We start from the raw sequence: 21,793 nt of genomic DNA, 5'->3' as shown, positions 1-21,793 counted from the left end.
CTTGCAAGCGCTCCTGAAGCTGAGCAATGGAATTGACGCGTTCACACGTTGGACGGGCAAACGTCTGGCTTGGCTGATCCTGCTCGCCGTCGTCATCTCGGCGCTGAATGCGATCATCCGAAAGACATTGGACACGTCCTCCAACTCGTGGCTCGAGCTGCAATGGGTGCTTTTCAGCATCGTGTTCCTGCTGTGCGCGTCCTGGACGCTGCTCGACAACGAGCACATCCGGATCGACATCTTCAATAGCATGATGCCGAAACGGGCTCGCAACATCATCGACATCATCGGGCACATCTTCTTCCTGATCCCGCTGACCGTTGTCATGATCGTGACCGGAATACCGTTCTTCCTGCGCTCGCTCCAGATCAACGAGCAATCCGGCAATGCGGGCGGCCTGCCACAATGGCCGGCAAAAGCGCTGATCATGATCGGCTTCGCCCTCCTGCTCGTTCAAGGCATATCCGAGCTGATCAAGCGAATCGCGATCATGCGCGGCATGATCCCGGACCCACACGAGTCGCAGGTGTCCGCACTGGAGGCCGAGGTCGAGCACCTCGTCGAAGCGATCGAAAAGAAGTAGCCGTTGGCGACGGTTTAGGGGGAAGTCATGACCGCGTTTATTATCGCCAATCTGGCGCCCATCATGTTCGCGACGCTCGTGATCGTGCTGCTGCTCGGCTACCCGGCAGCATTTTCGCTCGGCGCCGTCGGCCTGTTCTTCGCCATCATCGGCGTTCAGCTCGGCCAATTCCACCCGGACTTTCTCCAGGCCCTGCCGGAGCGCGTCTACGGGGTCATGAACAACGACACGCTGCTCGCCATTCCCTTCTTCACCTTCATGGGATTGGTGCTCGAGCGCTCCGGCATGGCGGAGGATCTGCTCGACACCATCGGCCAGTTGTTCGGCACCATCCGCGGCGGCCTCGCCTACGCGGTGGTGTTCGTCGGCGCGCTGCTTGCGGCGACCACCGGCGTCGTGGCGGCCTCGGTGATCTCGATGGGCCTGATCTCGCTGCCGATCATGCTGCGCTACGGCTACGACCGCCGCGTGGCGACCGGCATCATCGCGGCCTCCGGCACGCTGGCGCAGATCATTCCGCCGTCGCTCGTCCTGATCGTGATGGCCGACCAGCTCGGCAAGTCGGTCGGCGACATGTACGAGGGCGCGTTCATTCCGGGCCTGGTGCTCGCCGGCCTCTATGCGGGTTACGCGTTCCTCGTGACCATGATTTTCCCGAAGGCGGCGCCTGGTCTTCCCAAGGAGGCGATCGGCTTCCGCGAGGAGAGCGGCGACCGCGGCCTCAAGTCGCTCGGCGTGCTGTTCCTGGCGAGCTGCGTCTTCGGCTGGTTCATGATGCGGAATTCGGAGACACACGGCGCCGACTTCGTCGTGCTCAGCATGTTCTTCGGCATCCTCTTCGCGTTCTTCGTCGCCATCGCGAACTGGGTCCTCGACAAGCTGACGGGCTACCGCTTTCTCTCGAAGATGGCGCAACAGACCACCTTCGTAATGGTGCCGCCGCTATTCCTGATCTTCCTGGTGCTGGGCACGATCTTCATCGGTGTCGCGACGCCCACCGAAGGCGGTGCGATGGGTGCAGCCGGCGCCCTCATTCTCGGAGCCGCGAAGCGGCGGCTGACCTGGGACCTGATCCGTCAGGCTACCGAATCGACGGCGAAGCTGTCCGCGTTCGTCGTCTTCATCCTGGTCGGGGCACGCGTGTTCTCGCTCACCTTCTACGGCGTCAGCGGCCACGTCTGGGTCGAGCACCTGCTGACCTCCCTGCCCGGCGGCCAGATCGGCTTCCTGATCTTCGTCAACGCCTTCGTCTTCGTGCTGGCGTTCTTCCTCGACTTCTTCGAACTCGCCTTCATCGTGATCCCGCTGCTCGGGCCGGCTGCCGAGCATCTCGGCATCGACCTGATCTGGTTCGGCGTCATCCTGGGCGTCAACATGCAGACGTCGTTCATGCATCCGCCGTTCGGATTTGCGCTGTTCTATTTGCGCTCGGTTGCGCCGAAGGAACGTTATACCGATCGCGTCACCGGCAAACGCATGGAGCCGGTCACGACGGGACAGATCTATTGGGGTGCGGTGCCGTTCGTCGTCATCCAGATGATCATGGTGCTGCTCGTGATCATGTTCCCGTCGATGGTGATGCACTACAAGGGCGTGCAGTCCACCGTCGATCCCAACAGCATCAAGATCGATATTCCCCAGATCGATCTGCCGCCGCTCGACTTCGGCCAGCCGAAGCAATAGCGCCCTGCCCGCCTGCAAAAAAGAACCCGGAGCGAAAGCTCCGGGTTTTTTCGTTTGGGCCGATCGTGCGCTCTGCGATCAACTCTGCGAGTTGCGCGCCATGAAGTTGTCATAGCCGACTTCGGCGACCTGGAACCACTGATATCCGTTGTTCGAGAACGCGGTCAGCGATTCGTAGACCTTCTTGAAGTCCGCGTTGGTAGCCGAGACTTCGGTGTGCAGCTCCTTTGCCGCCTTGAAGCAGGCTTGCATGACCTCGGGCGAGAACGGATGCAGCTTGGCGCCGGCTGCGAGCAGGCGCCGCAACGCCGGTGGATTGGACTGGTCATACTTCGCCATCATCCAGTTGTTGGCGTAGTGCCCCGCCTGCTCGAGGATGCTCTGATAGTGCTTCGGCAGCGCGTTCCACTTGTCCTGGTTGACGAAGGCCAGAAGCATCGGCCCGCCTTCCCACCAGCCCGGGAAGTAATAATGCGGCGCGACTTTCACGAAGCCGAGCTTCTCGTCGTCATAGGGCCCGACCCATTCCGCGGCGTCGATGGTGCCCTTCTCCAGCGCCGGATAAATGTCGCCGCCGGCGATCTGCTGCGGCACCGCGCCGAGCTTGGCCATCACCTTGCCGGCGAAGCCGCCGATGCGGAATTTCAACCCGCTGAAGTCCTGAGGCGTCTTGACCTCCTTGCGGAACCAGCCACCCATCTGACAGCCAGTGTTGCCGGCAAGCAGCGAGACGACGTTGTACTTCTTGTAGAACTCGTTGAGAATCTCCCTGCCGCCGCCCAGCATGTACCAGGCCTGGTTGATGCGCATGTTCGGTCCGAACGGCACGGCCGAGCCGAAGGTGAAGGTCGGGTCCTTGCCGAAATAATAATAAGACGCGGTGTGGCCGATTTCGCAGGTGCCGTTCTGCACGGCATCGAGCACCTGAAGGCCCGGCACGATCTCGCCGCCGGCAAATGTCTGAATCTGGAATTTGTTGTCGGTCGCTTCCGCGACCATCTTGGCCATCATCTCGGCGCCGCCATAGAGCGTGTCGAGCGATTTCGGCCAGCTCGTCGGCATGCGCCATTTGATCTCGGGCGTCGTCTGCGCGATCGCTGGAGCGGCGAGCGTGGCGACACCCGCCGCACCAAGCCCGGTGACCTTGATGAAATCTCGTCTTTTCATGATGTCCTACCCTGATGGATTGTGACGATGGGCCTTCTTGCCGAGGCTTGGAGGCCAGCATGGAACATGTGTCGTCCGATTTCCATCCCTCACGATGTGAGGGACGAAAATGCCCAGCTCCCGCGCCATCCGGTCCTACGACTTTAGGCTTAGACGGCCGCGGCCCTGGCCGTTCCCATCACGCCCGCCTCGGCCGGGCATGACGGGCGCGCCGGGCACGTGACAAGCGCCGGAAACACGGGCATACCGCGCCATTCCCCCAACCTAAGGCCGCCACGCATGTCGCGATCCTACCCTGCTCCATCGCTCGTTGGTTCGTTGATCGCGTCGCTCTGGCTGGGATGTGCGGCAATGCCGGCGCATGCTGAGCTGAGCGCGAATGTCATGGCCGACGTCCATGCGTTGGCGCAAAAAGAGCAGCAGCCGCTGCTCGACACGCTGCGCGATCTCGTCAGCATCGAATCCGGCAGCAAGGATGTCGAAGGTCTGAACCAGATCGCCCAGCGCGTTGCCGGCCAGCTCAAGCAGCTCGGCGGCACGGTGGAGATCCTCGAACCCACCGACGTCTATCGCCTCGACGACACACCCGAGAAGATCGGCCCGGCCGTACACGCCGTATTCAAGGGCACCGGCAGCAAGAAGATCATGCTGATCGCCCACATGGACACCGTGTACCTGAAGGGCATGCTGAAGGATCAACCGTTCCGCATCGACGGCGACAAGGCCTACGGCCTCGGCATTGCCGACGACAAGCAGGGCGTCGCGCTCATTCTTCATACCGTGGCGTTGCTGCAGAAGCTGAGCTTCCGGGACTACGGCACGCTCACGGTGCTCACCAATGGCGACGAGGAGATCTCCTCACCGGGCTGGCGCAGCACCATCACCAGGTTCGCTGCGGATCAGGATGTGGTGTTCTCCTTTGAAGGCGGCGGTACCGACGGCACGCTGCGGCTGGCCACCAGCGGCATCGGCTCGGCCTATCTCACGGTGCAGGGCAAGTCGTCACATGCAGGCTCACGGCCCGAGGGCGGTGTCAACGCGCTGTACGAACTCTCCTACCAGCTGCTGCAGATGAAGGACCTGTCCAAACCAGAGCAGGGCCTGAAACTGAACTGGACGGTCTCCAAGGCCGGCACCAACCGCAACGTGATCCCCGCGGAGGCCACGGCCCAGGCCGACGCACGTGCACTTAAGGTCGCCGATTTCGACGAGCTCGAGAAGACACTGCAGGCGAAGATCAAGAATCACCTGCTGCCCGAGTCCAAGGTCGAGCTGAAATTCGAGGTGCGCCGTCCGCCGCTGGAGGCCAACGACGCCTCACGTCGAGTCGCGGCCCACGGCAAGACGATCTATGAGGAGATCGGACTGCCTCTCAAAGTCGACGAGAAGGCGACCGGCGGCGGCACCGACGCGGCGTTTGCCGCACTCAAGACCAGCGGAGCCGTGGTCGAAGGCATGGGTCTGTCGGGCTTCGGCGCGCATTCCAACGATGCCGAATATGTGCAGCTCAACAGCATCGTGCCGCGGCTTTATCTGACCACACGCATGATCATGGATCTGTCCACCGGCAAGCTGAAATAGCCCGATCTTCCTTCTCTCCTCACGTCCGCCGAAGCCTTGGCAAAGGCGGATGTGGGAGAAAGTGGCGCGTCAGCGCAGCGCCGCGTTCAAATCAACGTCGCCTGACTTCTCTGCCAGCCTGAACCGCAGCGTGAACTGCGCGCCGCCGCCCGGAAGATTCTCCACCGCAACCGTCGCCGCGTGATCATCCGCCACGGCGCGCACGATCGACAGCCCGAGGCCGGCGCCGTCGCTGCGCTGGCGGTCGGCGCGCCAGAAGCGGTGGAAGATCAATTCGCGCTCGGCTTCCGCGATTCCCGGCCCGCAATCGCGCACGCGCACCGCGCCATCCTCGCTCACATCGACATCGACCGACGTGTCCATTGCCGTGAACTTGATGGCGTTTTCGGCGAGATTGAAGATCGCGCGCTGGAGCATCACCGAATTGCCGTGGATCAGCACCGGCGCCTCGGTGCCCCTCAGCGCGATATCCTTGTGCTGTGCGATCGCGAGCGGCGCGATCGAACCGACCACCTCGGCGCAGACCGCGCGCAAATCCGCGGTCTCGCCGGGATCGAGCACCAGCGTGTCGAGCTCGGCGATCTCCAGTAGCTGCGCGACGATGCGGCTCATGCCCTCGATGTCCGCATGCAGCGCATGCCGTGCGGCGCCATCGCCGAGCGTCTCGATCCGCGTGCGCAGGATCGCGAGCGGCGTGCGCAATTGATGCGCGGCGTCGGCGGTGAACTGCCGCTGCACCCGAAAGCCGTCCTCGAGGCGGTCGAGCGCCTGGTTGACGGCGGTGACGAGCGGCATGATCTCGCGCGGAATCTGCTCCGTCGGCAGGCGGATGTCCGTGCGCGCCGGGCCGATATTGCTCGCCTCCTCGGAGGCCTTCCATAGCGGCGCAACAGCGCGGCGAAAGATGATGATGTCGATGCCGAGCAGGACCAGCAGGATCGGAATGGTGATCCATCCGACCCGCCGGAAGAAGTTCGATACGATGTCGTCGATGATGACGTCGCGGTGCGCGAGGTCCTCCGCGACGCGAATGCGTATCACCTTGCCGTCGATGGTGCGGGTGACTCCGGCCCCGGAAATCGTTTCGGAGAGCGGCGGTGGCGCGGCCGCCGCAGTGCCGGTCTTGCGCCGCGACGAAAACAGCAGATTCCCCCCGGCATCGCGAATGTCGTACTGGTAGCGGCCATAGGCTTCTGAATAAAGGCCCTTGAGACTGTCCGGCAGGTTGAACGTCAGCAGCCCGTCGGGCTGGGCGACGATGCGCTCGGCCAACACCTCGGCCTGCGCGCGCATGGCATCGCGATGCAGCTGGTCGATCTCTGAATTGAGCAGCCAGAACAGCACCAGCGGCAGGAAGATCGCGACCACCGCGACCGCCACGATGTGCAGGAACACGATGCGCCAGATCAGCGATTTGAACGTCGGCGACCTCCCATGGATCCCGGCGCGGAATCCGGCGTGAGATCCGATCCGGGCCACGCTATTTCTCCTCGGCCATGAGATAGCCGACGCCACGGATGGTGTGGATCACGACCTTGGCGCCATGCTCGGCGAGCTGCTTGCGCAGCCGCGAGACGTAGACCTCGACCGCGTTAGAGGCGACCTCGCCATCGAGGCCGAAGATGTGGTCCTCGACGTTCTTCTTCGGTACCACCCGCCCCTGCCGGCGCAGCAGGATCTCGAGCACCGAGGTCTCGCGCGCGGAGATGATGCGCGGCTGGTCGTCGACGAAGATCTGGCGGCTCTCGGTGTCATAGACGAGGTTGGCGAGGCGCAGCGAGCGGCCAAGCAACTGGCCCGGACGGCGCAGGATCGCCTCCAGTCGCGCCACCAGCTCCTCCATCGCGAACGGTTTTGCGAGATAGTCGTCGGCGCCGCTGCGCAGGCCGCTGACACGATCTTGCAAGCCGCCGCGCGCGGTCAGCACCAGCACCGGCAACGGCTCCATCTGCCGGCGAAGCTCACGCAGCACCGACAGGCCATCGCCGTCGGGTAGTCCGAGGTCGAGGATCATCGCGGCATAGCTGACGCTGCTGACCGCCTCGCGCGCTTCGGCAGCGCTGCCGACGATGTCGCTCTCATAGCCGGCCGCCGACAGCCCGCCGGCAACGAGCCGCGACAGCTCGGCATTGTCCTCGACGATCAGAAGGCGCATCGCATTTTCCCGCGGGATGTTCCGGTGTCACCGCACGGCTTCCGCCGCATCTTCGCTGTCTTCCATCATCCGGGGCATCTCGGCCAGCGAAAAAGCACCCGGCGGGCCGGCCGCTCCCTTCCGTCAGGTTCCTGTAAGCCAGTCCGGGCACGAGCGGATGAGGTCGCGGATGGCCCGGGAATTTACCTCGTTGGGCCCCGCCGCCGTCGGCCCTGCCGAGGAACGAACACCCCCGCGAACCGTTCAACTCAGCTGCAACATTTCTCATTTGATGGGGCGTCGTGCAGACCACCTAAGGTAATGCGGATGCGCCTTGCACGACGAACACGTTCCAGCTCCCTTCTATCCGATTGCTTGAGCGCCATCACGCGACATCCAGGCGCCGCTGCGTTTGCTGCCGCAGGTACCCTCGTTGCGGCTACCGCAATCATAAACCGGCGGCTCGCGAACAAAGCGAAACGCGATAATCCTCCGCAGGGTCGGTTCATCGACGTAGAGGGGGTTCGCCTGCACTATTTGGAACGCGGCAGAGGCAAGCCGCTGGTCTTGTTTCACGGCAATGGCAGCATGGTCCAGGATTTCGTCTCGAGTGGATTGATCGATCTCGCAGCCGAGAACTACAGGGTCATGGTGTTCGATCGTCCCGGTTTTGGGCATAGCTCGCGGCCAAGGCGCGTCGTCTGGACTCCGGATGCCCAGGCGGACCTGTTCAAGAAGGCCCTCGATCAATTGGGCGTCTCTCAAGCGATTGTCCTTGGCCATTCATGGGGAGCGTCGGTTGCGGTTGCGCTGGCGACAAGACATCCTTCGTTCGTGCAGGCTCTCGTGTTGGCCTCGGGCTATTATTTCCCGACTCCCCGCGCGGACAGCGCGGCGTCGGTGCTGTCCGCCCTACCGGTGGTCGGGGACGTCATCAGCTCCACGATTTCGCCGCTAGCCGGTCGGATGATGTGGCCCGCGATGTTGCGCAAGCTGTTTGGCCCCCGGCCGGTCCCGAACAAGTTCGCCGGCTTTCCGAAAGAAATGGCGTTGCGCCCATCACAGATGCGGGCCACAGCGGCCGAAGCGACGATGTTGATCTCCGCCGCATTCTCAGGTTCGAAGACTTATGCAGAACTCAAGATGCCGACGATCATTATCGCGGGCCAGAACGATCGTCTGATCGATATCAAGCAGTCGGTCAGGCTGCATGGCGAGGTCAAGCAGAGCAAATTGCACCGGATCGACGGAGCGGGACACATGATTCATCATTCCGCAACCGCTGATGTGATGGCGGCCATCGACGAAGCTGCTGCCGAGGCCGTGTTGACCCATGGACGGGAAGGCCCAGGCGTTTCGCGAAGCAACGCGTAATCGCTCACGAACAACGCCGCTGATCGCCGTCGGCGAACCTCACGGCTCGTTTGCGGAGGATCGCTTCTGAGCCAACTCGGGCGCGGGACCACACTTCAACCCGCCCTCTCGGTCGAACGGAGACCTTTTCGACCGGGTATGGTATCTGTCGATCGCCCGTTGGCCGAGGTGCCGATTGGTCAGATAAAGCGGGAAAACGAAGCACAATGGTTCCTAGCCAGGTGACGATGCCCTTGTGGCACGAAAAGCACCTCCGGGCTGCCACTCGCGCCGCCGGTGTCGCTCTATGGTCCTGGAACGTTGATACCGACGCCATCACCATGGATGAACCCGCGTACGACCTTTGGGAGGTGCCCAAGGGCGAGCAGAAAATTACGTTCGAGATACTGTCCAAGAACGTCCACCCCGCCGATCTCGAGAGGGTGAGATCGGCATTTGCCGCTACTCGCGCAGTCGTAGGCTCTTACGAGATAGATTTTCGTATTCTGACCGGCAGCGATATCCGTTGGATTTCCGCGCGGGGCCAGGGCGACGATGCCGACATCGCGGATCGAACGATGTTCGGTATTTTCCTGGACGTCACCCAACGCAAGCAAGCCGAGGAAGCCAACGAGCTCCTGGCGGGCGAGATGAGCCACCGGCTGAAAAACCTTCTCACCGTCGCAACGGCGCTGACGCAAATGAGCTCACGCTCGGCAGCATCAAAAGAGGATATGGCCCAGGAGCTGACCAGTCGCCTGATGGCTCTTGGACGTGCTCAGGACCTTGTGCGCCCGGTACCGGGACGAAATAGAGAAGGGACGCTTCTCGGAGACCTCATCTCTGTTCTGCTTGCGCCGTACGATGAGGAAGGAGCCAGCGTTCGTATTCGTGTCTCGGTCCCCAAGATGAACGTGGGAGAGGCTTCCAGCACAGCACTCGCCTTGGTGATGCATGAACTGGCAACCAACTCTGCGAAATACGGTGCGCTGTCCCTTTCAAGTGGCACCCTGGACGTATCGTGCAACGCTCACGAGGACGAGGTCGTGGTCAAGTGGACGGAGCGGGGTGGTCCCCCCGTTGTCGCTCCAACAAAGCTCGAAGGCTTTGGAAGCCAGTTGGTGCACCGAAGTATGGCCGCCCAGCTTGGCGGGACTATAACTTTTGACTGGTCGGAAGAGGGTGTGGTGGTCATCCTGCGCATGAGCAAAGACCGTCTTGCGAATTGATGTTGAGCTGATTTCCCGCGCCCACTCCTGTCACCCGTCTGCGATTGGCCCTTGGCTTTACTTCGTACGACGCTCCTGAAAAGCCTCTCTGAGTTCGGCCAGTTCATCGCTTGTCGCTCCCAATTCCACATCGGCACGGCTTGCAGGTAAATCCCTGTAAGCAATCGGCTGATCGAACTGGCTGGCCGTAAAGTCGTACCGCCGACCACCGATGCGATTGTAAAAATGGTCGCCGGCCGGCAGCGGCGTCCTCAGCAACTCGCCGCCGAAGAGCTCGTGAATCAGCAGCGAGGTGACGTTGCATTGCCCTGCCGCCGGATTGCTCGCCGTCCATTGACTGGCGGTTGCCAACGACCAGGCCTTGCGCAGCGCGCTTTGAACCTCATCGGGATCGAAGCTCATCATCAACCCCAGGCCAGCCGCCGAGGCGCTCATTTCGGATTTTGCGATAATGCCTTTATGCCACTCTTTTGCCCGACGAGTCAAACGATCTCGCTGAAGCACGCGCGCCTGCCCGCTTTGACGCCCAAAAATACGAAGTTGCCCTCGACCGCGCGATGCTCGGGCGTGCCTGCCAATTAGCCCATCGCATCAAGCTGTTGGCTACACTCGCAACGCCTTGTCCTCTCACCCCTCGTCTACTGTGCATGGGGTTGTTTTTCAGATTTTGTGTTGGAGGCCCCGCCCGTCCCCCGGCGACACCGCCGCTCGCCGATATCCGCTCGCCTATTCCGATCGCGTCGCCCCAAAGAAAAGCCCGGCCTCGCGAACGAGACCGGGCGTGTCGTCTTGCGACTTGCTCGAAGATCAGCCGCGGGTGCGCGAGCGGATCATGAAGCTGTCGTAGGTGTATTCGGCGACCTGCCACCACAGATATTCGTCGGAGCGGTAGGCCTGCATGGCGTCGATCGACTTCTTGAAGTCGGGATTCTTGGCCGAGATCTCGCCCCACAATTCGTTGGTCGCCTTGAGGCAGGCTTCCAGAACCTCATTGGTGAACGGGCGAAGCTGCGTTCCGCCGGCGACCAGACGCTTCAGCGCGCCGGGGTTCACCATGTCGTAGCGCGCGGCCATCCAGGTGTTGGTGTTGACGGTCGCGTTGGTGAGGATCGCCTGATAGTTCTTCGGCAGCTCGTTCCACTTGTCGATGTTGGCGAAGGCGTGAACGGTCGGACCGCCTTCCCAGAAGCCCGGGTAGTAGTAGTACTTGGCGACCTTGGCGAAGCCGAGCTTCTCGTCATCGTAGGGACCGACCCATTCGGCCGCGTCGATGGTGCCCTTCTCGAGCGACGGATAGATGTCGCCGCCGGCGAGCTGCTGCGGCACCACGCCGACCTTCTGAAGCACCTGGCCGGCAATGCCGCCGATGCGCATCTTGAGGCCCGAGAGGTCGGCAACGGTCTTGATCTCCTTGCGGAACCAGCCGCCCATCTGGGTGCCGGTGTTGCCGCAGGGGAAGCCCACCACGTTCGTCTTCTTGAAGAACTCGTTGGCGAGCTCGTTGCCGCCGCCTTGGTACAGCCAGGAATTCTGCTGGCGTGCATTCAGGCCGAAAGGCACCGACGCGAAGATCGCGAAGGTCGGGTCTTTGCCGACGTAATAATACGACACCGTGTGGCACATCTCGACGGTGCCCTTCTGGGTCGCATCCAGCGCCTGCAGGCCCGGGACGATTTCACCCGCCTGGAAGACCTGGATCTGAAACTTGTTGTCGGTCATCTCGGCGACGTACTTCGCCATCTGCTCGGCACCGCCATAGATGGTGTCGAGCGACTTCGGGAAGCTCGACGTCAGGCGCCACTTGATCTCGGGCGAGGACTGCGCGATCGCCGGCGAGGCCACCGCGGCGGTCGCCGCCGCGCCGGCTGCCGACACTTTCAGGAAATCACGACGCTTCATCTTCAGTCTCTCCTTGTTGGGGCGTTTCCCCTAACTTCCTCTTTGCTGCCGCTCATTCCGGCGACGCGTTCTTGGGCCGCGTCGAACCGAAGGGGCTTGACTGCCGTGGGCCTTTAACACGGAAGCCCTGCTTTCGAAACGCGACATTGGCATGACAGGGCTCTACGAAAGTCGCATGTCCCCAAGGTATTGGTTTCAAGGGATCGGCTTGGATCCGCTTAGGCCGCGGCGATGACGCCCTTGAGCTGGTCCCGCACCTGTCCCGCAATGGCGCGGTAGATCGCCGCATGGGGACCATCCGGCTCGCTGTCCACTACGGGCGTGCCCGCATCCGAGGTGGCGCGAATCGCCATGTGCAGGGGGATCTCGCCCAGGAATGGTACCCCGAGCTTCTCGGCCTCGTGGCGCGCGCCGCCATGGCCGAAAATGTCGGATTTCGTGCCGCATTGCGGGCACTGGAAATAGCTCATGTTCTCGACGATGCCGAGCACGGGCACGTTGACCTTCTTGAACATCGCAAGCCCCCGCCTTGCGTCGATCAGCGACAGGTCCTGCGGGGTCGAGACGATCACGGCGCCCTTCAAAGGGACGTTCTGCGCCAGCGTGAGCTGGGCATCGCCGGTGCCTGGCGGCATGTCGACGACGAGCACATCGAGCTGGCCCCATACGACGTCGCGCAGCATCTGCGTCACTGCCGACATCACCATCGGCCCGCGCCAGATCATCGCGGTCTCTTCCTCCACCAGGAAGCCGATCGACATGATGGCCAGGCCAAAGCGCTTGAGCGGAATCATCTTGCGCTCGTCGTTCAGCTCCGGCTTCTCATGCAGGCCCGTCAGCCGCGGCACCGATGGGCCGTAGATGTCGGCATCGAGCAGCCCGACCTTGAGGCCGAGATCGCGCAGACCGAGTGCCAGGTTGAGCGCGGTGGTGGATTTGCCGACACCGCCCTTGCCCGAGGCGACCGCGATCACGGCCGCGACGCCCGGAATCTCGGACTGCCGCGCCATCGGCGATTGGGCGCCGCCCTGCGGCGGCGGCTTGTGGGCGTGGACGGGCTGCACGCCCGGCGTGCCGCGGCTGGGAGTTGGCGGCGGTGGCGGCGCCGCGCCGGCCTTCCGCTCGGCGGTCAGCGCCACCATGACGGTGGTGACGCCGGGAATGGCGCGCACCGCGGCCTCGGCCTCGGCCCGGACGGATTCCCAGGCTCGCGCTTCGGCGGCTTCGACATTGATCGAGAAGAACACCTTGCCGTCGGCCGCGCTGATCGCGCTCAGCACATTGGCATTGGTGAGCGCGACCCCGCGGGGCGACTTGATCCTGGCGAGGCTGTCGAGAACCTGTTGCTGCGTCACGCTCAAAGCGCATCTCCTAGAATTCAAGATGCCCCATTAGAGCGGAAACGCCCAAAAGGCTACTGCCTGCCGATATCGTCAGCCATCTCGGCGGGCGCGGCCCCCTGCTCCAGGGCCGCCTCGTAGTTGAGCTCGATCATGACCCCGTTGGGGTCGTGGACGAAGATCTGCCAGAGCTCACCGCCGGGCACTTGGCGGGAGTCGAACTTCATCCCCTTTGAGGCCAGCCGCTGCTTCATGCCGTCAAACCCGCGGCTGGCGAAGGCGACGTGGTGGACAACGCCGGAATCCGGCTTTTGTGGCTCGGCAGTCGGAGAAATATCGACGAGGTGCACCACCGGCTTTCCCTCGCTGTACATCCAGGCGCCGGGGAAGGCGAAATTCGGCCGGGCGCCTTTTTCCAGGCCCAGCACGTCCTCGTAGAAGCGGACGGTTTCGGCCAGATTCCGGGTCCGGATATTGAAATGATCGAGCACGCCCACGCTTACGCCGCCCATGCCTTCGCTCCCTTTTTTTGAAGTCCTTAGGTCCGCCATCCTAACACAGGCGGGGGCCAAACGAACCCGTTGCCCTCCGGCCTCAAGGGTTTATGGTGCGCCCGATCTGCCGCAATGGCGGAACCGGACGGCCCTCGCCCGGCAAGAACCGTAAAACCCAAACTACGGACAAGGTACTACAGATGGCTAAAGTCGCTTTCCTCGGTCTCGGCGTGATGGGCTTCCCCATGGCCGGACACCTCGTGAAAAAAGGGGGCCATGAGGTCACCGTCTATAACCGCACCGCGGCCAAGGCGAAGGAGTGGGCGGACAAGTTCGGCGGCAAGACCGCGGCGACCCCGAAGGCCGCCGCCGAGGGCCAGGATTTCGTGATGTGCTGCGTCGGCAACGATAACGATCTGCGCGCGGTCACGATCGGTGCCGACGGCGCGTTTGCCGGCATGAAGAAGGGTGCAACCTTCGTCGACCACACCACCGCTTCCGCCGAGGTCGCGCGTGAGCTCGATGCGGCCGCGACCAAGGCCGGCTTCAAGTTCATCGACGCACCCGTGTCCGGCGGCCAGGCCGGCGCCGAGAACGGCGTGCTGACGGTGATGTGCGGCGGCGCGCAGGACGCCTATGCCGGCGCCGAGCCGATCATCACAGGCGCCTATGCGCGGATGTGCAAATTGCTGGGGCCCGCCGGCTCCGGCCAGCTGACCAAAATGGTCAACCAGATCTGCATCGCCGGCCTCGTCCAGGGCCTCTCCGAGGGTATTCACTTCGCCAAGAAAAGTGGCCTTGACGTCGCCGCCGTGATCGAAACCATCTCCAAGGGCGCCGCGCAGTCCTGGCAGATGGAGAACCGCTACAAGACCATGAACGACGACAAATACGATTTCGGCTTCGCGGTCGAATGGATGCGCAAGGATCTCTCGATCTCGCTAGCCGAAGCCCGCCGCAATGGCGCCAATTTGCCGGTGACCGCGCTCGTCGACCAGTTCTACGCCGAGGTCGAGAAGATGGGCGGCAAGCGCTGGGATACATCGAGCCTGCTCGCGCGCCTGAATCGCTGACACCTCACGAAGTGATCCTGCCTTGCTGACCGCACTCGCCGCAATCTTCATCCTCGCCTATGCGGCGATCGCGCTCGAGCATCCTATCGGGGTGAATAAGAGCGCGTCTGCGCTACTCGGCGCGGGCGTGCTCTGGACAATCTACGCGCTCGCGACCGGCGACCACACGCTGGTCGGCCGTCAGCTTGACGAGTCCGTCGCTGCCACCGCGCAGATCGTGTTCTTCCTGGTTGGCGCGATGACCATCGTCGAGGTCATCGACGCCCATGACGGTTTCGAGGTCATCACCTCCCGCATCAGCACGACCAGCCAGGTCCGTCTGATATGGCTGATTGGCTTCGTTACCTTCTTCCTCAGTGCAATCCTCGACAATCTGACCACCACCATCGTCATGGTCTCGCTGATCCAGCGGCTGATCGCCAAGCGCGACGACCGCTTGCTGTTCGCCTCCCTCATCGTCATCGCCGCAAATGCCGGCGGCGCATGGACCGTGATCGGCGACGTCACCACGACCATGCTGTGGATCGGCGGACAGATTTCGCCCCTGAAAATCATGAGCGCGGTGTTCCTGCCCTCCTTGCTCAACCTGCTGGTGCCGCTCGCATTCATCAGCTTTTCACTCAAGGGCAAGACCATCGCACCACCGCCGAAAGAGGACGGATTGCAGGGCGTCGATCCGTTCGAGCGGAACGTGATGTTCTATCTCGGACTCGGCGTACTGATCGCGGTGCCCGCCTTCAAGACGGTCACGCACCTGCCGCCCTTCATGGGGGTCCTGCTCGGGCTTGGCATCGTGTGGTTGGTCGGCGAGATCGTTCATCGCAAAAAGGATGAGCATGTCCGCGGTCCCCTCACGCTTGCGAATGCGCTGACGCGGATCGACATGGGCTCGATCGTATTCTTCCTCGGCATCTTGCTCGCGGTCGCCTGCCTCGAACATGCCGGCCTGCTCTCCATGCTGGCCAAATGGCTGGACACCGCGATCGGCCGACAGGACATCATCGTGATCGTGCTCGGCCTGCTCAGTGCTGTCATCGACAACGTGCCGCTGGTCGCCGCGACGATGGGCATGTACGACCTCGCGCATTATCCACCCGACAGCTTCATCTGGGAGTTCATCGCCTATTGCGCCGGAACCGGCGGCTCGATCCTGATCATCGGCTCGGCCGCAGGCGTCGCCGCCATGGGGCTCGAGCGCATCGAGTTCCTCTGGTACGCCCGCCGCATCGCCGTTCCCGCGCTCGCCGGCTATCTGGCGGGCGCCGTGGTGTACATCGCGCAGCACGCGGCGCTGCATTGAGCGGCTCACGCCGGATCCAAAATTAACGCCGGGTTAACGTAATTCTTTAGCTCCTTAAGTCACCTCTTAAGGATTTCTTGCCAGAGATAGAGAATGCAGAAGGCCCGTCCCGCGCGGGCAGGAATTGTTGTTGTGCGATGAGTAAACCCGCTGAAAAGCCCGAGGTTGTGCAGCTTCCGGCCGAGCCGGTGAGCGTGCCGTCGGCGAGCAATCGCCGGGCTGCGGCACAGCGGGTGCGCGAGGCGCGCGATAAGTTAACGTCGACCAGTGGAACCCGGCCGGCTTTCGATGCCGAAATGCTGCGCCAGTACGCCCAGACGCGGCTGTCGGCCTCCTATGTCGTGATGCTGCTTGTGGTCGCGACAGGCGTGCTGTTTGGGCTGTGGATGCAGCCGATCCCGGCCGCGGCCTGGACCGCCGGCATGCTTTGCATTCATGCCGCAATGATCCGCAGCTGCCACCGCTTCCTGGCCGAGCCCGCCTCGCCCGCGGCAACGCGCGCATGGCAGACGCGTTTCGTCGTGCTCGACCTGCTCTATGGCCTTTGCTGGATGGCGATCCTGATCCATCCCGTGCTCGACATGATCACGGAAACGCTGATGATGTTCCTGATGCTGCTGGTGATCGCAGTATCAAGCATGCTGGCCGCCAATCTGCCGATCGCCGCCCTCGCCGCCACCGCACCGGTCGCGGTCGCGATGGCGCTGAGCTTCGTGATGACCGGCTCGCTGGATAATTACATCCTGGCCGCGCTCGCCGTCGCCGCCGAAGGCTATTTCGTGTTGTTGGCTCACCGCCTGCACTCTTCGACCTTCGCCACGCTCGAGGCGCGGGCCGAGAAGGACGCGCTGATCGGCGAGCTCGAACAAGCCAAGGCGATCTCGGACGAAGCGCGCCACCGCGCCGAATCCGCCAATGTGGCCAAGTCGCGCTTTCTGGCGCAGATGAGCCACGAACTGCGGACGCCGCTCAATGCAATCCTCGGCTTCTCGGAAGTGATGAAGAGCGAGATTTTCGGCGCGCATGCCGTGCCGGTCTACAAGGAGTACTCGGCCGACATCCACAATTCCGGCGTCCACCTGCTCAACCTCATCAACGAGATCCTCGATCTGTCGCGGATCGAGGCTGGCCGCTACGAGCTCAACGAGGAAGCGGTCTCGCTGGTCGGCATCGTCGCCGACTGCCATCATTTGATGAAGCTGCGCGCCTCGAGCCGTGGCATCACCATCCACGAGGTGTTCGAGCAGGCAATGCCGCGGCTGTGGGCCGACGAGCGCGCGATCCGCCAGGTCGTGCTCAATCTGCTCTCCAACTCGATCAAGTTCACTCCGCAGGGCGGCGAGATCTGGCTCAAGGCCGGCTGGACGGCCTCAGGCGGACAATATCTCTCGGTGAAGGACACCGGCTCCGGGATTCCCGAGGACGAGATCCCGGTCGTGCTCGCCTCGTTCGGCCAAGGCTCCAATTCGATCAAGTCGGCCGAACAGGGCGCCGGTCTCGGCCTGCCGATCGCCAAGAATCTGGTCGACCTGCATGGCGGTACGTTCACGCTGAAATCGAAGCTGCGCATCGGCACCGAAGTGATCGTCACCTTCCCGCCCGAGCGCGTGATGAGCGCGCTGGCGCCGATGTCGGATGATTCTCCGCCGCTCCAACCCGAGAGTTCCGCGGTGGCGGACGAGAAGCGCCGGCCCCGCCGCAAGCCGATCATGAGCGCGGGTACGGGCTCGTAACGAGATGCTTGCAGACATGCCCGACCATCCGCCACTATGCCCCAATGAGCAAAGAAACGCCGTGCGTGGCGGTCTGCATGATCGACCCCAAGACCAGGCTGTGCTTCGGCTGCGGACGCACATTGCCGGAGATCGCGCGCTGGCACGCCATGGAGAGCGCGGAGCGGCTCGCCCTCATGGCGCTGTTGCCGGCGCGCATGAATCAGGCTGGACTTCCGCCCATCGCGGGATCGCCGAAACACACCTGACCGGTCGGCGCGCATCTGGAGATGCGCAATGATCCGCTTTCTGCTCGTCTTCATCATGCTCGCCTGCACGGCCGGTGCCGTCGTCGCCTATGGCGATTCCGACCAGATCGCGCGCGCAAGCAGCAAGGTCTCGCATATCTTTCGCACGCAGACCGCAGCGCCCGCGCCCGCCGTGCAGATTCCGCGCGGCCAGGGCGGCGAATTCGCGCTGCGCGCGAAGATCAACGGCGTGGCCGCACCGATGGTCATTGACACCGGCGCGACCTCGGTGGTGCTGACCTGGGAAACCGCGAAGGCGATCGGGCTGCCGCTCGAGATGCTCGAATACGACGTCGATCTCGAAACCGCGGGCGGTCATACCAAGGCGGCCCGCCTCACGATCGACCGCCTCTCCGTCGGTCACCTCGTCGAGAAATCGGTGCCAGCCCTCGTCGTACAGCGCGGGCAGATGAAGACCAACCTGCTCGGGATGAGCTTCCTCGATCGCCTGGAGAGCTGGGGCGTGCGCGCCGACAGGCTGATGCTCACGGGTTATCCGGAGCTCCAGACCAGTCGCCGCCGCTCGCGCCTGGCAGTCGACTAGACTCTTGCAATCCGGCTCGTCATGCGATTACGGCTAGGCCGCCGCCTCCGCCGGTGCGCGCGCACCGACACGCGCAATCGCTTCGCGTAGCACCTCGAGGCCAGCGCCCGGCTTCACCCCCTGCTCGGCAAGATGCCGGCGGAAGGCGCGCGCGCCGGGGACGGCGTGGAATGCGCCGACGAAATGCCGCGTCATAGAGTGCAGCCTCGTGCCGCGCGCGAGTTGCTGTTCGATGTAGGGCACCATCCCTTCGAGCGCATCCTGCATCGAGGCATGCGGCGCCGCCTCGCCGAAAATGTCGGTATCGACCGAGAGCAGCCGCCACGGCTCCTGATAGGCGGCTCGTCCAAGCATCGCGCCGTCAACGTGATCGAGATGTGCCCTTGCCTCGTCGACACCGGGGATGCCGCCGTTGATGATGACAGGCACATCCGGCATCGCGCGCTTGAGGCGATAGACGCGATCATAGTCGAGCGGCGGGATGTCGCGATTCTCCTTCGGTGACAAACCGCTGAGCCATGCTTTCCGGGCATGTACGATCAGCGCATCGCAGCCGGAGTCAACGACTGCGTGCGCAAGGTTGTCGAGCGCGACTTCGGGATCCTGGTCGTCGATCCCGATGCGGCACTTCACGGTCACGGGCACGGCCACCGCACCCTTCATAGCCTCGACGCACCTCGCCACGAGATCAGGCTCTGCCATCAGGCAAGCGCCGAAACGGCCGTCCTTCACGCGGTCGGAGGGGCAGCCGACGTTGAGGTTGATTTCGTCATAACCGAACTCCTCGCCGATCCGCGCCGCCAGCGCCAGCTCGCGTGGGTCCGACCCGCCGAGTTGAAGCGCGACCGGGTGCTCGACTAGGTCGAACCCAAGCAGCCGCTTCCGGTCACCATGAATGATGGCGCCAGTGGTCAGCATCTCCGTATAGAGCAGCGCCCGCCTCGTCAGGTGACGGTGGAACACCCGGCAATGCCGGTCGGTCCAATCCATCATGGGCGCCACGGAAAAGCGATATTCTTGATATTCCAAGTAGTTATCCTATCCTTACAATGGACTAGAGCAGGAACAAGTGCACACGTGTGCACTCCAAACTAGCCAAAATTGCACACGTTTGTACCGCGTTTGATCTCCCGGTGCACACTAGCGCACATGAAATCCGGGTGGAGCGCACACGCGGTGCCGACCTTTAAGAAGCTCAAGTCGGGCAGCTGGCGCGTTCAAGTCAGGAGGAATCGTATCGCACTTCGTAGTCCTGGCCGTTAGCCACGCGGGCGCGATCTTGTTTGCGTCCCCGTGCGGTCTCCTTCTTCGCTGCCATCTGCTCCTCCGTCCGCGAAACTCATCGCGGTGCGACGCTTCAAGGAATCGCGAGTTCCTTCAAAGAAGCTGTTGCGAGCGCGAGGCCGAACGAACGCGAGCGACGCAGCATCGCGGCTCCAACTTGGTGGGCTTTTCCATTTTCAGTTCCTCGACCGCCTGCACGAAGGCTTCGTCGCGCCGCATGAGCAAAGCGGCCATTTGGCGCACGTCGCGCGAGCTGGTTTGCTCCGGACTTTCGCCCGGAGCCCGCTCCCGTTTTCTTGCAGATGCTTCTCTAGATCCTCCTTTCCAAAACCCACGGCTCGGGAAAACTTGGAACTTCTCAGCCCAGCGTAGGTTGGTTGCCGATCGTTGAATTCAGGAGCCGAAAATGAGCCGCGGAATGCCATCGATGACCGCCCTCTTGGGTATGCTCGCAATCGCGGGGTATCAGAATCGGGACAAGCTGGCGGACATGTTTCGCAATGCGACCTCCGGCCAGCCGGCGGGTGCCAAGGATTCCCTGAGCGGCATGCTCGGCAGCCTTGGCGGCCTAGCGGGCACCGGAGGCGTGGGTTCGCTGCTGAACGGCGGGATCGGCGAATTGCTCGAGCACTTCAGGCAGAACGGGCAAGGCGATGTGGCTCAATCCTGGATCAATCAGGGGCCGAACCGCGAAGTCACCCCGCCCGAACTCCAGCAGGCTATCGGTCCGGACGTCCTTCAAAAACTGGAGCAGCAGACCGGCTTGTCGCAGCAGGAGATTCTCGACCGTTTGTCCCGAGAGCTTCCGACTGCCGTGGACAAATACACGCCTGATGGACGTCTTCCGGCTTCATCGGCGGGATAACACCACAGCGATCGAGGGAGAGACATGAGCATCATCTGGACGATCATCATCGGTTTCATCGCAGGCGTCATCGCGAAGTTCATCATGCCCGGCGACAACGAGCCCTCGGGTTTCATCCTGACCACCATCCTGGGAATAGTGGGCGCGTTCGTTGCGACCTATCTTGGCCAATCTCTCGGCTGGTACCGGCCAGGAGAAGGCGCAGGACTAGTGGGGGCAGTGGTAGGCGCCATCATCGTGCTTTTCGTCTACGGTTTTGTAGCCGGTCGCAGCCGTCGGGCCATCTAACCACAGTGCACGGAATTCTGCGCGTCAGCGGAGAATTCGCCCGGTGTGAAAGGCGATCGGCAAGATGAAATGGATGCTCGTTGTCCTGGTAGGAGGCATGACCCCGGTCAACACCGACCTGGTGTTCGACAAGTTCGCCGATTGCCTTGCCGCCGAGGAGCAGATGCGGAAACATTATACCGACGCCTTCGAAGTCTGGGACCGATGGGCCGCCGCGAATATCGAGCGAAGACGCGAATACACGAAGGTGCGCGACCTCCAGGCCAAACGCCTGCTCAGCAACATCGGTACGTGCGTTCCTCATGCGGGCGGCGACCCCGCGGCGCTTCAGCAGCAGAGCAATCCGACACCTCCCCAAACTCCTCAAGCCGCACCTATGCTTCAGCCAAGTCCGAAAACGTGACGTCTGAACGTTTCGAACAGGCGCAGCCGCAAACGAATGTTGCAGCTGCGCATTCATCGCCCCTGCCTTCATTGTTCTCGCCCGCGCTGACCTTTGGCCTGCTGACGATTATAGGTGAACGCCTAAATGTCGCCCTGACGGACCTGCGGGCTGACGATGTCGGCCGAACTATAGCGCAAGCACCGGCTCAAGGCCCTCCTGCCGCGCCACAAGCTGATCGCGTTCAGCAAGCACCGCAGCCAAAGTAAAGGATGAGCGGGTCACGATCTGGGTGCATCCTTCGTTGGTCGTGGAAGTGAAATTAGCGGAGTGGACCAGCAAGGGCGAGCTGCGCCAGCCGGTCTATCTCGGCCTGAGGTCGGACAAATTGGCCAAGGACGTCGTTCGCGAAAAGAAATGGCCGCGAAAATAGTACGCCGAGACGAAACGTGGACCCAGGAGTTCAACCAGCGGTGCGCTCGGATGCCGAAGGCCACGGCGGCAGGGGCGGCAGTCCGAGGGCCTTGCGTACTGGTCCGAACGACCTCCGGTGAGCTGCGCATGCACCAAGCCT

22 protein-coding genes and 3 pseudogenes are annotated in these 21,793 nt (G+C 62.8%); 14 read left to right on the top strand and 11 right to left on the bottom strand.

Going from position 1 to position 21,793, the window contains the following annotated elements:
* The first annotated feature begins 1 nt into the window (after window position 1).
* Window positions 2-583 carry a TRAP transporter small permease subunit gene (locus ACFQX9_RS20120; protein ID WP_018459380.1) on the top strand — a complete coding sequence of 194 codons (582 nt, stop codon included), beginning with the start codon at window positions 2-4 and terminating at the stop codon, window positions 581-583.
* 27 nt (window positions 584-610) lie between these two features.
* Window positions 611-2,266, top strand: coding sequence for a TRAP transporter large permease subunit (locus ACFQX9_RS20115; RefSeq protein ID WP_085352727.1), 1,656 nt, complete (start codon window positions 611-613; stop codon window positions 2,264-2,266).
* Window positions 2,267-2,344: 78 nt separating this feature from the next.
* Here the strand turns inward: ACFQX9_RS20115 and ACFQX9_RS20110 are convergent, their stop codons facing one another.
* Complete coding sequence (locus ACFQX9_RS20110) at window positions 2,345-3,433, bottom strand: TRAP transporter substrate-binding protein (RefSeq protein WP_085352726.1); 1,089 nt, start codon at window positions 3,431-3,433, stop codon at window positions 2,345-2,347.
* A 279-nt stretch (window positions 3,434-3,712) separates the two neighbouring features.
* Between ACFQX9_RS20110 and ACFQX9_RS20105 the strand changes: the two genes are divergently transcribed.
* Window positions 3,713-5,014, top strand: a complete 1,302-nt coding sequence (locus ACFQX9_RS20105; RefSeq protein ID WP_317244486.1) for a M20/M25/M40 family metallo-hydrolase — start codon at window positions 3,713-3,715, stop codon at window positions 5,012-5,014.
* 69 nt (window positions 5,015-5,083) lie between these two features.
* Here the strand turns inward: ACFQX9_RS20105 and ACFQX9_RS20100 are convergent, their stop codons facing one another.
* Complete coding sequence (locus ACFQX9_RS20100; protein ID WP_317244487.1) at window positions 5,084-6,493, bottom strand: ATP-binding protein; 1,410 nt, start codon at window positions 6,491-6,493, stop codon at window positions 5,084-5,086.
* A gap of 1 nt (window position 6,494) precedes the next feature.
* Window positions 6,495-7,169: a response regulator transcription factor gene (locus ACFQX9_RS20095; RefSeq protein ID WP_007592584.1), complete on the bottom strand. Its 675-nt coding sequence runs from the start codon at window positions 7,167-7,169 to the stop codon at window positions 6,495-6,497.
* A 306-nt stretch (window positions 7,170-7,475) separates the two neighbouring features.
* Between ACFQX9_RS20095 and ACFQX9_RS20090 the strand changes: the two genes are divergently transcribed.
* Both ACFQX9_RS20090 and ACFQX9_RS20085 read left to right on the top strand, forming a co-directional pair.
* Window positions 7,476-8,522 carry an alpha/beta fold hydrolase gene (locus ACFQX9_RS20090; protein WP_247338107.1) on the top strand — a complete coding sequence of 349 codons (1,047 nt, stop codon included), beginning with the start codon at window positions 7,476-7,478 and terminating at the stop codon, window positions 8,520-8,522.
* Window positions 8,523-8,728: 206 nt separating this feature from the next.
* Entirely contained in the window at window positions 8,729-9,730 is a 1,002-nt protein-coding gene (locus tag ACFQX9_RS20085; RefSeq protein WP_377790198.1) for a sensor histidine kinase, read from the top strand.
* 57 nt (window positions 9,731-9,787) lie between these two features.
* On the opposite strand, the gene ACFQX9_RS20080 is transcribed toward ACFQX9_RS20085, so the two are convergent.
* From ACFQX9_RS20080 to ACFQX9_RS20065, 4 genes are all read right to left on the bottom strand, one after another.
* Window positions 9,788-10,132 carry a hypothetical protein gene (locus tag ACFQX9_RS20080; protein ID WP_085353024.1) on the bottom strand — a complete coding sequence of 115 codons (345 nt, stop codon included), beginning with the start codon at window positions 10,130-10,132 and terminating at the stop codon, window positions 9,788-9,790.
* Window positions 10,133-10,537: 405 nt separating this feature from the next.
* A complete protein-coding gene (locus ACFQX9_RS20075; RefSeq protein WP_018459388.1) occupies window positions 10,538-11,629 on the bottom strand; it encodes a TRAP transporter substrate-binding protein in 1,092 nt (363 codons plus the stop codon).
* A gap of 218 nt (window positions 11,630-11,847) precedes the next feature.
* On the bottom strand, window positions 11,848-12,990 hold the full coding sequence (locus ACFQX9_RS20070; protein WP_085352723.1) for an Mrp/NBP35 family ATP-binding protein: 1,143 nt from the start codon (window positions 12,988-12,990) through the stop codon (window positions 11,848-11,850).
* A 53-nt stretch (window positions 12,991-13,043) separates the two neighbouring features.
* Window positions 13,044-13,481 carry a VOC family protein gene (locus tag ACFQX9_RS20065; protein WP_027517244.1) on the bottom strand — a complete coding sequence of 146 codons (438 nt, stop codon included), beginning with the start codon at window positions 13,479-13,481 and terminating at the stop codon, window positions 13,044-13,046.
* 182 nt (window positions 13,482-13,663) lie between these two features.
* Here ACFQX9_RS20065 and ACFQX9_RS20060 point away from each other — a divergent pair, with 182 nt between their 5' ends.
* The 5 genes from ACFQX9_RS20060 to ACFQX9_RS20040 all read left to right on the top strand — a co-directional run bounded on the left by ACFQX9_RS20060 (window position 13,664) and on the right by ACFQX9_RS20040 (window position 18,400).
* Complete coding sequence (locus tag ACFQX9_RS20060; protein WP_377790195.1) at window positions 13,664-14,536, top strand: NAD(P)-dependent oxidoreductase; 873 nt, start codon at window positions 13,664-13,666, stop codon at window positions 14,534-14,536.
* Between the two features lie 22 nt (window positions 14,537-14,558).
* Complete coding sequence (gene nhaD / locus ACFQX9_RS20055; RefSeq protein ID WP_085352722.1) at window positions 14,559-15,836, top strand: sodium:proton antiporter NhaD; 1,278 nt, start codon at window positions 14,559-14,561, stop codon at window positions 15,834-15,836.
* A 137-nt stretch (window positions 15,837-15,973) separates the two neighbouring features.
* The gene (locus tag ACFQX9_RS20050; protein ID WP_085352721.1) at window positions 15,974-17,569 is read left to right on the top strand and encodes a HAMP domain-containing sensor histidine kinase; all 1,596 of its coding nucleotides are present in this window, start codon (window positions 15,974-15,976) and stop codon (window positions 17,567-17,569) included.
* A gap of 44 nt (window positions 17,570-17,613) precedes the next feature.
* The gene (locus tag ACFQX9_RS20045) at window positions 17,614-17,817 is read left to right on the top strand and encodes a DUF1289 domain-containing protein (RefSeq protein ID WP_018459394.1); all 204 of its coding nucleotides are present in this window, start codon (window positions 17,614-17,616) and stop codon (window positions 17,815-17,817) included.
* 28 nt (window positions 17,818-17,845) lie between these two features.
* On the top strand, window positions 17,846-18,400 hold the full coding sequence (locus tag ACFQX9_RS20040) for a TIGR02281 family clan AA aspartic protease (RefSeq protein WP_018459395.1): 555 nt from the start codon (window positions 17,846-17,848) through the stop codon (window positions 18,398-18,400).
* Between the two features lie 33 nt (window positions 18,401-18,433).
* Here ACFQX9_RS20040 and dusA read toward each other — a convergent pair whose 3' ends face one another.
* The 3 genes and pseudogenes from dusA to ACFQX9_RS20025 all read right to left on the bottom strand — a co-directional run bounded on the left by dusA (window position 18,434) and on the right by ACFQX9_RS20025 (window position 19,918).
* Window positions 18,434-19,429 carry a tRNA dihydrouridine(20/20a) synthase DusA gene (dusA, locus tag ACFQX9_RS20035; protein WP_377790192.1) on the bottom strand — a complete coding sequence of 332 codons (996 nt, stop codon included), beginning with the start codon at window positions 19,427-19,429 and terminating at the stop codon, window positions 18,434-18,436.
* 199 nt (window positions 19,430-19,628) lie between these two features.
* Window positions 19,629-19,718, bottom strand: a pseudogene (locus ACFQX9_RS20030) (DUF3606 domain-containing protein); the annotation flags it as partial.
* Between the two features lie 59 nt (window positions 19,719-19,777).
* Window positions 19,778-19,918 carry a hypothetical protein gene (locus tag ACFQX9_RS20025; RefSeq protein ID WP_018459397.1) on the bottom strand — a complete coding sequence of 47 codons (141 nt, stop codon included), beginning with the start codon at window positions 19,916-19,918 and terminating at the stop codon, window positions 19,778-19,780.
* A gap of 172 nt (window positions 19,919-20,090) precedes the next feature.
* Between ACFQX9_RS20025 and ACFQX9_RS20020 the strand changes: the two genes are divergently transcribed.
* The 4 genes and pseudogenes from ACFQX9_RS20020 to ACFQX9_RS20005 all read left to right on the top strand — a co-directional run.
* Window positions 20,091-20,549, top strand: coding sequence for a YidB family protein (locus ACFQX9_RS20020; RefSeq protein ID WP_026233798.1), 459 nt, complete (start codon window positions 20,091-20,093; stop codon window positions 20,547-20,549).
* Window positions 20,550-20,573: 24 nt separating this feature from the next.
* The gene (locus ACFQX9_RS20015) at window positions 20,574-20,837 is read left to right on the top strand and encodes a GlsB/YeaQ/YmgE family stress response membrane protein (protein WP_018459399.1); all 264 of its coding nucleotides are present in this window, start codon (window positions 20,574-20,576) and stop codon (window positions 20,835-20,837) included.
* A gap of 64 nt (window positions 20,838-20,901) precedes the next feature.
* Window positions 20,902-21,240: a hypothetical protein gene (locus tag ACFQX9_RS20010; RefSeq protein ID WP_018459400.1), complete on the top strand. Its 339-nt coding sequence runs from the start codon at window positions 20,902-20,904 to the stop codon at window positions 21,238-21,240.
* 238 nt (window positions 21,241-21,478) lie between these two features.
* Window positions 21,479-21,652 (top strand): annotated as a pseudogene (locus tag ACFQX9_RS20005) (DNA ligase); the annotation flags it as partial.
* A gap of 30 nt (window positions 21,653-21,682) precedes the next feature.
* Here ACFQX9_RS20005 and ACFQX9_RS20000 read toward each other — a convergent pair.
* Window positions 21,683-21,793: pseudogene (locus tag ACFQX9_RS20000) on the bottom strand (ribonuclease HII); the annotation flags it as partial.

It is taken from the genome of Bradyrhizobium sp. GCM10028915, assembly GCF_042666195.1.
Lineage (GTDB): Bacteria > Pseudomonadota > Alphaproteobacteria > Rhizobiales > Xanthobacteraceae > Bradyrhizobium > Bradyrhizobium canariense_D.
Note: the sequence above shows the minus strand (reverse complement) of the source record. Positions and strands in the feature narration are given on the sequence as shown.

Bases quoted from the DNA above. Each gene is read 5' to 3' on its own strand.
- ACFQX9_RS20115 (WP_085352727.1), top strand. From the start codon at position 611: ATGACCGCGTTTATTATCGCCAATCTGGCGCCCATCATGTTCGCGACG.
- ACFQX9_RS20110 (WP_085352726.1), bottom strand. From the start codon at position 3,433: ATGAAAAGACGAGATTTCATCAAGGTCACCGGGCTTGGTGCGGCGGGT.
- ACFQX9_RS20105 (WP_317244486.1), top strand. From the start codon at position 3,713: ATGTCGCGATCCTACCCTGCTCCATCGCTCGTTGGTTCGTTGATCGCG.
- ACFQX9_RS20095 (WP_007592584.1), bottom strand. From the start codon at position 7,169: ATGCGCCTTCTGATCGTCGAGGACAATGCCGAGCTGTCGCGGCTCGTT.
- ACFQX9_RS20090 (WP_247338107.1), top strand. From the start codon at position 7,476: ATGCGCCTTGCACGACGAACACGTTCCAGCTCCCTTCTATCCGATTGC.
- ACFQX9_RS20085 (WP_377790198.1), top strand. From the start codon at position 8,729: ATGGTTCCTAGCCAGGTGACGATGCCCTTGTGGCACGAAAAGCACCTC.
- ACFQX9_RS20080 (WP_085353024.1), bottom strand. From the start codon at position 10,132: ATGAGCTTCGATCCCGATGAGGTTCAAAGCGCGCTGCGCAAGGCCTGG.
- ACFQX9_RS20075 (WP_018459388.1), bottom strand. From the start codon at position 11,629: ATGAAGCGTCGTGATTTCCTGAAAGTGTCGGCAGCCGGCGCGGCGGCG.
- ACFQX9_RS20065 (WP_027517244.1), bottom strand. From the start codon at position 13,481: ATGGGCGGCGTAAGCGTGGGCGTGCTCGATCATTTCAATATCCGGACC.
- ACFQX9_RS20060 (WP_377790195.1), top strand. From the start codon at position 13,664: ATGGCTAAAGTCGCTTTCCTCGGTCTCGGCGTGATGGGCTTCCCCATG.
- ACFQX9_RS20050 (WP_085352721.1), top strand. From the start codon at position 15,974: ATGAGTAAACCCGCTGAAAAGCCCGAGGTTGTGCAGCTTCCGGCCGAG.
- ACFQX9_RS20045 (WP_018459394.1), top strand. From the start codon at position 17,614: ATGAGCAAAGAAACGCCGTGCGTGGCGGTCTGCATGATCGACCCCAAG.
- ACFQX9_RS20040 (WP_018459395.1), top strand. From the start codon at position 17,846: ATGATCCGCTTTCTGCTCGTCTTCATCATGCTCGCCTGCACGGCCGGT.
- ACFQX9_RS20025 (WP_018459397.1), bottom strand. From the start codon at position 19,918: ATGGCCGCTTTGCTCATGCGGCGCGACGAAGCCTTCGTGCAGGCGGTC.
- ACFQX9_RS20020 (WP_026233798.1), top strand. From the start codon at position 20,091: ATGAGCCGCGGAATGCCATCGATGACCGCCCTCTTGGGTATGCTCGCA.
- ACFQX9_RS20015 (WP_018459399.1), top strand. From the start codon at position 20,574: ATGAGCATCATCTGGACGATCATCATCGGTTTCATCGCAGGCGTCATC.
- ACFQX9_RS20010 (WP_018459400.1), top strand. From the start codon at position 20,902: ATGAAATGGATGCTCGTTGTCCTGGTAGGAGGCATGACCCCGGTCAAC.